Origin of the sequence: Geminicoccus flavidas (assembly GCF_009806515.1) — a bacterium.
GTDB lineage: Bacteria > Pseudomonadota > Alphaproteobacteria > Geminicoccales > Geminicoccaceae > Geminicoccus > Geminicoccus flavidus.
In genome coordinates, this window is the sequence record NZ_WUJP01000960.1 from 1 (window position 1) to 9989 (window position 9989).

11 protein-coding genes and 1 pseudogene are annotated in these 9989 nt (G+C 68.4%); 9 read left to right on the forward strand and 3 right to left on the reverse strand.

Annotated elements, in window-relative coordinates:
• Positions 1-615 (reverse strand): MFS transporter (locus EQG76_RS27490; RefSeq protein WP_159718218.1); only part of this gene is annotated, 615 nt, incomplete at its 3' end.
• Between the two features lie 84 nt (positions 616-699).
• On the opposite strand from EQG76_RS27490, the gene EQG76_RS27495 reads away from it, so the two are divergent.
• The 4 genes from EQG76_RS27495 to EQG76_RS27510 all read left to right on the forward strand — a co-directional run bounded on the left by EQG76_RS27495 (position 700) and on the right by EQG76_RS27510 (position 3114).
• Positions 700-1704 carry an AraC family transcriptional regulator gene (locus EQG76_RS27495; RefSeq protein WP_159718220.1) on the forward strand — a complete coding sequence of 335 codons (1005 nt, stop codon included), beginning with the start codon at positions 700-702 and terminating at the stop codon, positions 1702-1704.
• Between the two features lie 61 nt (positions 1705-1765).
• Positions 1766-1981, forward strand: coding sequence for an AbrB/MazE/SpoVT family DNA-binding domain-containing protein (locus tag EQG76_RS27500; protein ID WP_159718222.1), 216 nt, complete (start codon positions 1766-1768; stop codon positions 1979-1981).
• On the forward strand, positions 1968-2324 hold the full coding sequence (locus EQG76_RS27505; protein WP_159718224.1) for a type II toxin-antitoxin system PemK/MazF family toxin: 357 nt from the start codon (positions 1968-1970) through the stop codon (positions 2322-2324). Before EQG76_RS27500 ends, EQG76_RS27505 begins: the two co-directional genes overlap by 14 nt.
• Positions 2325-2358: 34 nt before the next feature.
• Complete coding sequence (locus EQG76_RS27510; RefSeq protein ID WP_159718226.1) at positions 2359-3114, forward strand: SDR family NAD(P)-dependent oxidoreductase; 756 nt, start codon at positions 2359-2361, stop codon at positions 3112-3114.
• Between the two features lie 15 nt (positions 3115-3129).
• On the opposite strand, the pseudogene xsc reads toward EQG76_RS27510, so the two are convergent.
• Positions 3130-4913: pseudogene (gene xsc / locus EQG76_RS27515) on the reverse strand (sulfoacetaldehyde acetyltransferase).
• A 111-nt stretch (positions 4914-5024) separates the two neighbouring features.
• Here xsc and EQG76_RS27520 point away from each other — a divergent pair.
• The 5 genes from EQG76_RS27520 to EQG76_RS27540 all read left to right on the forward strand — a co-directional run bounded on the left by EQG76_RS27520 (position 5025) and on the right by EQG76_RS27540 (position 8545).
• Positions 5025-5519 (forward strand): GNAT family N-acetyltransferase, encoded by a 495-nt coding sequence (locus EQG76_RS27520; protein ID WP_159718228.1) that lies wholly within the window; start codon positions 5025-5027, stop codon positions 5517-5519.
• Between the two features lie 166 nt (positions 5520-5685).
• A complete protein-coding gene (locus EQG76_RS27525) occupies positions 5686-6087 on the forward strand; it encodes a GlcG/HbpS family heme-binding protein (protein WP_159718230.1) in 402 nt (133 codons plus the stop codon).
• A 69-nt stretch (positions 6088-6156) separates the two neighbouring features.
• Positions 6157-6960, forward strand: coding sequence for an SDR family oxidoreductase (locus EQG76_RS27530; protein ID WP_159718232.1), 804 nt, complete (start codon positions 6157-6159; stop codon positions 6958-6960).
• 75 nt (positions 6961-7035) lie between these two features.
• Positions 7036-7485, forward strand: a complete 450-nt coding sequence (locus tag EQG76_RS27535; RefSeq protein WP_407925576.1) for a nuclear transport factor 2 family protein — start codon at positions 7036-7038, stop codon at positions 7483-7485.
• 115 nt (positions 7486-7600) lie between these two features.
• Positions 7601-8545, forward strand: coding sequence for a helix-turn-helix domain-containing protein (locus tag EQG76_RS27540; RefSeq protein WP_159718236.1), 945 nt, complete (start codon positions 7601-7603; stop codon positions 8543-8545).
• Positions 8546-8570: 25 nt separating this feature from the next.
• Here the strand turns inward: EQG76_RS27540 and EQG76_RS27545 are convergent.
• Positions 8571-9989 (reverse strand): AMP-binding protein (locus EQG76_RS27545; RefSeq protein WP_159718238.1); only part of this gene is annotated, 1419 nt, incomplete at its 5' end.

Sequence of the window (9989 nt, forward strand, 5' to 3'; positions counted from 1 at the left end):
GCGAGTGGTACCGCTCGGCGCCATGCTCGGCAGGGTCAGGAACTGCACGACGAGGGTCACGAGACCCAGTGCTGCCGCGACCACGAACACGCTGCGCCAGCCCAGCGCTTCGCCCAGATAGCTGCCGACTGGTGCGGCCAGGATCGTGGCAGCCGAGACCCCGCTGAAGATGATCGACAGGGCGCGCGGGACCAGCTCTTGCGGAACGAGCCGCATCGCGACCGCGGCCGAAATGGTCCAGAACCCGCCGAGTGCCACGCCCAGCAGTACTCGGCCGAGCAGGAGGAGCGGCAGGCTGCCGGCAAGCGCAACCAGAAGGTTCGACCCAATCAGCAGGACGGAGAAGGCCAGGAGCACCAGGCGCCGGTCCAGCCGCCGCGTTGCGGCGGCGATCAGGAGGCTCGTAACCAGGGCGACCAGTGCGGTGGCGGTCACGGCCTGGCCCGCAATACCCTCGGTGATGCCGAGATCGCGCGCGATCGGCGGCAGCAGGCTGGCGGGCAGGAACTCGGCGGTCACCAGCCCGAACACGCCGAGCGCCATCGAGACTACGGCCGGCCAGGCCGGCTGGTCCGGCGCTGCCGCGGTCGCGGGTCGGCTGGTCTGTCTGCTCATCCGGTCATCCTTCCCCGCAGGGGAACGTCACTTGGCCGGAGGTTAGGATCGACAGGCCATACGACCTATGCCATCAGATCCGGTATGATTGATCGATCGTCCGGAACTGCTGCACAAACCCGCCCATTGCAGCTTGCGCCCGACCTGGTGAGCGAGCTGCTCATGGGCATGCGCCTGCAGGGCGTGCGGTACCGGCGCATCGAGGTGACGCCGCCCTTCGGGATCGGCTTCGGCCGGGAGGAAGGCCGTGCACAGTTTCATTTCGTCGTGCGCGGCGAGCCGGTGCTGCGCAGCCCAGGCGGCGCGGTCCATGTGCTGGCACCGGGATCGGCCGTGTTGCTGCCGCGCGGCGGCTCGCACGACCTCCTGTCCGCGCCGGACCTGCCAAGCCGCGACATTGCAAGTTTCGCGCAGGCTTGCCTCTGCCAGACTGTCAGCACCGTGCAGTGGTGCGACAGCGAGGCGTGCCGGTCGAAGAACACGGTGATCTTCAGCGGCAGCATGGAGCTCGACCTTGGCAGCATGCATCCGCTCGTTGCGCTGATGCCCGAGGTGATGTCGGTGGGCACGCTGCTCGCGCGCTACCCGGAGATCCTGCCCATGCTGGAGGCGATGGAACGCGAGGCCCAGGGCGAGCGGGCCGGGTTCGCCGGGATCCTGGCGCGGCTCGCTGACGTGGTGGCCGCGTTCATCGTCCGCGGCTGGGTCGAGTGCGGCTGCGGGGATGCGTCGGGATGGATCGAGGCCCTGCGCGACCCCCGGCTCGGCCGGGTGATCGCCGCCCTGCATCGCGATCCCGGGCGGCGGTGGACGGTGGCCGAGCTCGCAGCGGAGATGGGCAGCTCCCGCTCGGTGTTCGCCGAGCGATTCCTGGCCGTGACCGGCATGACTCCGGTCCGCTACCTGACCGAGCTGCGCATGCGCCTGGCCGCGCAATGGATCGGCCGCGACGGGGTTCCGATCGACACCGCGGCATACCGGCTGGGTTATGGGTCACAGGCTGCCTTCAGCCGTGCCTTCAAGCGGGTGGTGGGGCAGCCGCCCGGAACGGTGCGGGCACCGGCGGAGCGGCCTACCACGGCCGCCTGACCGGCCGTACTTGCCGCCGGTAAGGATCTTCCTTACATAGCGGACAGCAGGAGGCGGCTCCATGATCACGAGCAGGATCACCAGCAAGGCGCAGACCACCATCCCTCAGCCGGTGCGGGCGGCACTCGACCTGAAGACCGGAGACGAGCTGGTCTATGAGATCCAGGAGGATCGGGTGATCATCACCAAGCCCAAGCAGCGGCCGGCCGAGGATCCGTTCGCCACCTTCAATGAGTGGGAGAGCGAGGCGGACCAGGAGGCCTATGCCTGGTTCTGAGCCGGGCCTCGCACCGGGCGACATCATCCGGGTCCCCTTTCCTTATGTCGACCGCAACCGCCGCCAGCACCGCCCGGCTCTGGTCGTCTCCCGGGGCGGGATCGGCCCCGACGGCAGCCTGCTCTGGGTGGTGATGATCACCAGCGCCGCCAACCAGGGTTGGGCGGACGACATCCTGATCGAGGGCCACGAATCGGTAGGCCTGCCGGTGGCCTCGGTGATCCGGCCGGTCAAGATCGCCACCATCGAGACCACGTGGGCGGAGCGGGTCGGTCGGCTGCCGGAGGCGACCTTTGCGCGGGTGCGCTCCATCCTGGCCAGCCTGCTCGGTGTGGCCCATTAGCGACCAGGGCCGCTGCACAAGACGGGAGAAGGACATGGCCGATCGCTTCGACATGAGCGGCAAGGTGGCACTGGTCACCGGTGCGTCGGGCGGGCTCGGTCGGCACTTCGCCCAAGTGCTGGCGCTGGCGGGCGCCGAGGTCGTGCTGGCCGCACGGCGGCAGGACGCGCTGACCGAGGCGGCGGCCGCAATCCGGTCAGCCGGCGGCAGGGTCCGCAAGGTCGGCCTGGACGTCACGGATGCCGGCTGGGTGGATCAGGCGTTCCAGGAGGCCGGGCCGGTCGACGTGCTGGTCAACAATTCGGGCGTCGCTACCACGGTCACCGCCATCGAAATGGACGAGGCCGACTGGGACCGGATCGTTGACACCAACCTGAAGGGTGCTTGGCTCGTGTCGCGCGCCTTCGCACGCCAGGCGGTCGCGGCCAAGCGCGAAGGTGCGATCGTCAACATCGCCTCGATCCTGGGCCTGCGCGTGGCGGGCCTTGTCTCAGCCTATGCCGCGTCGAAGGCCGGCCTGATCCAGCTCACCCAGGCCATGGCGCTGGAACTGGCCCGCCACCGGATCCGGGTGAACGCCCTGGCACCGGGCTATATCGAGACCGACATCAACCGCGACTTCTTCGCGACCGAGCGCGGCAAGGCCCTGATCGCCCGCATCCCGCAGCGGCGCCTGGGCCAGCAGGAGGACCTGGACGGGCCGCTCCTCCTCCTGGCCAGCGATGCCTCAAGGTTCATGACCGGGTCGGTCGTCGCGGTCGACGGGGGGCACCTGGTCAGCTCGCTCTGAGCCGCTCCCTTTGCCTTAGGCGCCTTGCTGCGGGCGCATGTCGGCGGGATCAATCCCGGCCACTACCACCGGCTTCTTCATCGCGTCGCGGCGGAACGGCTCGCCCAGCTCCTGGTTCAGGATCACCTCGATGAAGATGGTCTCGCCCTTCATCTGGGCCGCACAGGCCGAGGCCAGTGCTTCGGTCAACTCGGCCGGGGTGCGCACCTGCACGCCCTTCAGGCCGCAGGCATCGGCGACCTTGGCGCAGCTGAGCTTCGGGTTCAGCTCGGTGCCGACGAAGTTGTTATCGAACCAGAGTGTCGTGTTGCGCTTCTCCGTACCCCATTGGTAGTTGCGGAAGATCACCATGGTGATTGCCGGCCAGCCGTCCCGGCCGATCGAGGTCATCTCGTTCATCGAGATGCCGAACGCGCCGTCGCCGGCAAAGCCCACCACCGGCACGTCCGGGCAAGCCGATCTTAGCGCCGACAATCGAGGGCAGGCCGTAGCCGCAGGGGCCGAACAGGCCGGGTGCCAGATATCTGCGACCCTCTTCGAAGCTCGGATGGGCGTTGCCGATCGCACAATTGTTGCCGATGTCGGTGGAGATGATCGCGTCCGCCGGCAGCGCCGCCTGGATTGCCCGCCAAGCCTGGCGCGGTGACATGCGCTCGGGCTCGCGCGCGCGCGTCGGCGTTCCAGCTGGTGCCAGGATCGTCGTCCTCGTGGTCCATCGAGGAGAGTTCCTGGAGCCAGGCCGAACGGGTCTGGTGGATGAGTGCCTGGCGCTCGGCCCGCCCGGCATCGCCCGCCTCGGACGAGAGCTGCGTCAGGATGGCGCGCGCCACCTGCCCGGCATCGCCGCAGATGCCGACCGTGATCCGCTTGGTGAGCCCGATCCGGTCGGGATTGATGTCGACCTGGATGACCTTGGCCTGCTTCGGCCAATAGTCGATGCCGTAGCCTGGCAGGGTCGAGAAGGGGTTGAGCCGGGTGCCGAGCGCCAGCACCACGTCGGCCTTGGCGATCAGCTCCATGGCGGCCTTGGAGCCGTTATAGCCCAACGGGCCCACCGCCAGGCGGTGGCTGCCGGGGAAGGCGTCGTTGTGCTGGTAGCCGGCGCAGACCGGTGCATTCAGCCGCTCGGCGAGCGCCACCGAATCCGGAATGGCGCCGCCGATCACCACGCCCGCCCCGTTCAGAATCACGGGAAAGCGCGCTTCGGACAGAAGCTTCGCCGCTTGGGCGATCGCCGCTTGGGCGATCGCCTCCCGGCCGCCGGCCGGCCGCTCCAGCCGCACCATCTGCGGCAGCTCGATGTCGATCACCTGGGTCCAGAAGTCGCGCGGGACGTTGATCTGGGTCGGGGCCAAGCCGCGCCAGGCCTTCTCGATCACCCGGTTCAGCACCTCGGCGATCCGGACCGGGTCGCGCACCTCCTCCTGATAGCAGACCATGTCCTGGAACAGCGCCATCTGCGGCACTTCCTGGAAGCCGCCCTGCCCCATCGTCCGGTTCGCTGCCTGGGGCGTGACCAGGAGCATCGGGGTGTGATTCCAGTAGGCGGTCTTGACCGCGGTCACGAAGCCGGTGACGCCCGGGCCGTTTTGGGCGATCGCCATGCCCATCCGGCCGCTGGCCCGCGTGTAGCCGTCGCACATGATCCCGGCATTCCTCTCGTGCGCACAGTCCCAGAACGTGATGCCAGCTTTGGGGAACAGGTCGGAGACCGGCATCATCGCCGAGCCGATGATGCCGAACGCATGCTGGATGCCGTGCATCTGCAGGACTTTGACGAAGGCCTCTTCGGTGGTCATTTCATTGGTGCGGCTTTCCTCCCCCGACCGCTGTGTCAGGCTGCCCCGAAGCTGTCGGCCAGTATGGCGCTTGTCGATCACGATGTTGCGTAGCTTCCAGCCAGGACGGTCATGTCCAGCACCACGATCATGCCGGCCCGCTCGCCCGAAGACATCGCCGCCGCCGCCCGGCTGTTCCGCGCCTATGCCGCATCGCTTTCGGTCGACTTGGCCTACCAGGACTTCGCGGCCGAGCTGGCAGGCCTGCCCGGCGGCTATGCACCGCCCGCGGGCGCGGTCCTGCTGGCGCGTGACAAAGCCGGTCAGGAACTCGGCTGCGTGGCGCTCCGCCCGCTCGACCCGCCATCCATGTGCGAGATGAAGCGCCTCTACGTAGCACCCGCAGGCCGGGGCCTGGGGCTCGGCCGGGCACTGGTCGAGGCCGCGCTCGCGGCTGCCAGAGCTGCTGGCTATCGCGGGATGCGCCTGGACACGCTGCCCGACATGACGGCTGCCATCGCGCTCTACCGGCAGATGGGCTTCCGGCCGATCCCGGCCTATTACGAGACCCCAGTGGCGGGCACGTTGTTCCTGGGTCGGCCCCTGCAGGACGACGCTGACTCCTAGTGTCGATGCCATGATGCTGGCAGTGCGCTCCGGGAGACGTGCTGTCCGGCGCATTCCCCCGCACGTCACCGGAAGAACACGATAGTCACCGTACTCTGCGAACAGCACCACATGGGTAACTGTCCTTAAAGTCCCTGCATCGCGACTGCCTGCGGATGACAGGTCCATGATCACCGCCGACCAGGCCCATGACGTCATCACAGCCGCCCGATCGACGGCGACGGAACTGGGCGTGACCGTGAACATTGCGGTGCTGGATTCCGGTGGCCATCTGAAGGCCTTCTGCCGGATGGATGGGGCCGTGCTCGGCTCCATCGACGTGGCAATGCGCAAAGCGCGTACTGCCGTCCTGTTCGGGTGCGAAAGCGAGACCGTCTGGGAGTACTGCCGGCCGGGTGCTGCTGCTCCCGCACTGGAACTCAGCAATGACGGCTTGGCCCCGTATGCGGGCGGCATCCCGCTTCGCGCTCCGAGCGGCACGCTGATCGGCGCCATCGGGGTCTCCGGTGCCGCCATAGCCCAGGACCTGGAGATCGCCCGGGCCGGTGCCGCCGCCTGCCGGCCCTGACCAAACTCCTGCCCCCGTCCGCCGCGGTGCGATCGTTGCCCCGGCACTTCCTCCAGAGGATCCAGCCCCATGTCCAAGACCATCCTCGTCACCGGCGCCGGCTCGGGCTTCGGCAAGGCCGCCGCCATCGGCATGGCCAGGAACGGCCACACCGTCATCGCCACGGTGCATGTCGCCTCGCAGGTAACACCTCTTCGGGAGGAGGCCAGGGCCCTCGACCTGCGCAACCTGCGGGTCGAGCGCCTCGACCTGACCGATCCCTACGACATCGCCCAGGCGCAGACCTTCGACATCGACGTGCTCTGGAACAATGCCGGCATGGGCGAGGCCGGACCCGTGTTCGAGATCCCCCTCGACCTCGTGCGCAAGAACTACGAGGTCAACGTCTTCCTGCCCCTGCAGCTCACCCAGGGCTTCGTGCGCAAGTGGATCGACAGGAAAAAGCCGGCCAAGATCGTGTTCACCTCCTCGATGGGCGGCCTGTTCACGCCGGCCAACTGGGGCGTGTACGTCTCGACCAAGCATGCGCTGGAAGCGGTCGCGGAGGCATTGCAGCAGGAACTGCGGCCGTTTGGGATCAAGGTCCAGACCGTCAATCCCGGCGCCTTCTATACCGGCTACAACGAGACGATGGCCGACGCGCCGTTCCGGTGGCTGGACGATGCCAGACACGTCACCAGGCGCGCCGCACTGCGCGCCGAGTTCGACCGCTTCCTGCAGGCACCGGACGGCCACCTGGATGCACGGGAGATGATCGAGCGGATGATCGAGATCGTGCCGGCGGACAGCGGCCGTTTCCGCAACGTCGTGCCGAAGGCGACCGAGGACATGCTGAAGGAGCACCAGCTGGCTGCCTGGGAGAACCCGATCTGAGGCCGGCCACTGGCCAGGAGACAGACCAACATGCGCATGTTCACCTTTATCCCGGTTCTTGTGGTCGCCTCATTCATGGGAAGCTTCGGCATGGCTCAGGCTGACGAGAGCGTGGCAGAGCGCAACAAGGCGATCGTCCGGGCGAGCTTCGATGCCTGGACTGCCGGGACCGGCAACCCGTTCGAGCTGCTGGCCGAAGACGCGACCTGGACCATCACCGGCAATTCAGCGGCAGCCGGCAGCTATGCCGGCAAGGAGGCCTTCCTAAGCGAGGTCATCCGGCCGTTCAACGCCCGCATGAGCGCCGGCCTCAAGCCTGCGATCCAGGACATCTATGTCGACGGCGACATGGTGATCGTCCTGTTCGACGCCAGCGGAACGGCACGGGACGGGCAGACTTATGCCAACACCTACGCCTGGTTCCTCGGCATGCGGGATGGCCTGATCCTCCGGGCGCAGGCCTTCTTCGACAGCATCGCCTTCGATGATCTGTGGGCCCGGGTGGAGCCCGGGCCGTCGCGCTGACCGCAGCCTTCGGCCGATATCTGGCCTGTGGCGCCATTCTGACGCATAACCGCTTCGGTCCGAAGTTGGGCTACTTTGCCGACAGGCGCGTTCATCGGGGGCGGCGATGAGTGGGATGGCTGCGGCGCACCGTCATGCTCCATTAGCCCTGTCCGCGCGGGAAGGTGGCGACCTCCATTCGTCGCCGCAGCGCCAGGCTTTCGAGATCTGCCGCGGCGTGATCGCAGGGCCGCTGCCGACCGCCGCGGAGATCCCGGAGCACGGCACCCTGCTCACAGCCCGGTGGCCGCACCGCGAGATGCACGAGGTGATCCCGGCCCTGCCGGTCCATACGATCGGCGCCTATTATGGGGTACCATCGCCGCGGGTCTGGCACTGCGGCCACCTACGCCTGGCCGGCGTGGGCCGCCCCGGGACCGTGGCCGTGGTGCCGGCGGATTGGGGCGGCTACTGGGACATCGATCAGGGATCGTCGCTTTCCTACGTGATGCTTAGCGACGCGCGTCTTCAGGCCTTCGCGGCACCGCTCTCGCGCGGCCGCCGGGTGGAGCTCCTGCCGCGCGTCGGCGAGCCGGATGCAATCGGCGCGCACATCCTGCGGGCACTTGGGCGCCTTGCCGGCCGGCCGGATCGGGCGAAGCGGCTGCTGGTCGAGCAGGCACTCGACCTGCTCTGCACCCATCTGATGCGGGTCCACTCGTCCCTGGGCCAGCCGGCGGCACGCTCACCCGCACGTGGTCTGCCCGCCTGGCAGCTGCGGCGCGTGACCGGCTACATGGCCGAGCGGCTGGGCGAGGATGTCGGGCTGGACGAGCTGGCGGAGCTGATCTCGCTGAGCCGCTCCCATTTCTGCACGGCGTTCCGCCACGCGACCGGCGTCACGCCGCATGCCTGGCTGACGCGGCTGCGGCTGGAGCGCGCCCAGGAGATGCTGCGCGATCCCCGGATGCGGATCATCGATGTGGGGCTGGCGGTGGGCTACCAGACGCCGTCCGCCTTCACGGCCGCCTTCCGCCGCTTCACCGGCACCAGCCCCTCGGCCTATCGCCGGCAGATCTGACCTTCGGCCGCCGGCGGCGACGGGCTCAACCCAGCGCCCGGGCCCGCTCGCGCAGCTCGAACTTCTGAATCTTGCCGGTCGAGGTCTTGGGCAGGGTGCCGAAGACCACGGTGCGCGGGCACTTGTAGTGAGCGAGGTTGGCGCGGCAGAAGGCGATCACATCCTGGGCCGTGACCTCGCCCGCATCGGGCTTCAGGGTGACGAAGGCACAAGGTGTTTCGCCCCATTTCGGGTCCGGCCGCGCCACCACCGCCGCCTCCATGATCGCCGGGTGGCGGTAGAGCACCTCCTCGACCTCGAGCGAGCTGATGTTCTCGCCGCCCGAGATGATGATGTCCTTGGCGCGGTCCTTGACCTCGACATAGCCGTCCGGGTGGAGCACCGCGAGATCGCCGGTGTGCAGCCAGCCATCGGCAAGCGTCCGGTCGGTCTCGGCCGGGTTCTTGAAGTAGCCCTTCATCACCGTGTTGCCGCGCAGGGCCAGTTCGCCCAGCGTCTGGCCGTCGGCCGGCACTGGCTCGCCGGTCGTGGTGTCGAGCACGGTCTGCGCCTGCATGGTCAGGTTGCGCACGCCCTGGCGCGCCATCAGCATGCCGCGCTCCTCCAGCTTCAGCCCGACCCAGGCTTCCTGCGGCGCGCAGCCGGTGGAGGGACCATAGCACTCGGTCATGCCGTAGAGATGGGTCAGCCGGAAGCCCATGCGCTCCATGCCCTCGATCACCGCGCTGGGCGGTGCCGCCCCGCCGGTCGCGATCTCGACCGGGCCGTGCTCGAACCGCACTGCCCTTGCTTCGGGCGAATGGAGCAGCAGGGTCAGCACCACCGGTGCCGCGCACAGATGTGTCACCCGGTGCTCCTGGATCAGCTGGAAGATCCGGGCCGGGTCAATCTGCGGCAGGCAGACGTGCCGGGCACCCACCGCCGTGACCGCCCAGGGATAGGTCCAGCCGTTGCAGTGGAACATCGGCAGGGTCCAGAGATAGACCGATTCCGGGCGCAGGCCGAACGTGATCACGTTGCCGAGCGCGTTCAGATAGGCGCCGCGATGATGGTAGAGGGCGCCCTTGGGATTGCCGGTGGTGCCGGACGTGTAGTTGAGCGCGATGGAATCCCACTCGTCCGCGGGGCCCTGCCACGATGCCGGGGTGGCCGCCGCCAGGGCCTCGTCATAGTCGAGGCCGCCCGCGCGTGGTGCCTGATCCGCCCCGATCACGACGAGCTTCGGCCGGGTTTCCAGTTGGTTCAGCGCGGCCTCGGCCACCGGCAGCAGGCTCGCATGGACGATGAAGACCCGGGCTTCCGCATGGGCCAGGATGCCGGCCACCGCTGGCGGATCCAGCCGGGTATTGATCGCGTTCAGGATCGCACCGGCGAGCGGCACGCCGAAATGGGCCTCCAGCATCTCCGGCACGTTCGGTGCCAGCACCGACACGACCTCGCCACG

Excerpts from the sequence above, each read along its gene's own strand:
- EQG76_RS27525 (WP_159718230.1), top strand. The coding sequence starts at position 5,686 with ATGATCACCGCCGACCAGGCCCATGACGTCATCACAGCCGCCCGATCG.
- EQG76_RS27510 (WP_159718226.1), top strand. The coding sequence starts at position 2,359 with ATGGCCGATCGCTTCGACATGAGCGGCAAGGTGGCACTGGTCACCGGT.
- EQG76_RS27505 (WP_159718224.1), top strand. The coding sequence starts at position 1,968 with ATGCCTGGTTCTGAGCCGGGCCTCGCACCGGGCGACATCATCCGGGTC.
- EQG76_RS27520 (WP_159718228.1), top strand. The coding sequence starts at position 5,025 with ATGTCCAGCACCACGATCATGCCGGCCCGCTCGCCCGAAGACATCGCC.
- EQG76_RS27530 (WP_159718232.1), top strand. The coding sequence starts at position 6,157 with ATGTCCAAGACCATCCTCGTCACCGGCGCCGGCTCGGGCTTCGGCAAG.
- EQG76_RS27535 (WP_407925576.1), top strand. The coding sequence starts at position 7,036 with ATGGGAAGCTTCGGCATGGCTCAGGCTGACGAGAGCGTGGCAGAGCGC.
- EQG76_RS27495 (WP_159718220.1), top strand. The coding sequence starts at position 700 with ATGATTGATCGATCGTCCGGAACTGCTGCACAAACCCGCCCATTGCAG.
- EQG76_RS27540 (WP_159718236.1), top strand. The coding sequence starts at position 7,601 with ATGGCTGCGGCGCACCGTCATGCTCCATTAGCCCTGTCCGCGCGGGAA.
- EQG76_RS27500 (WP_159718222.1), top strand. The coding sequence starts at position 1,766 with ATGATCACGAGCAGGATCACCAGCAAGGCGCAGACCACCATCCCTCAG.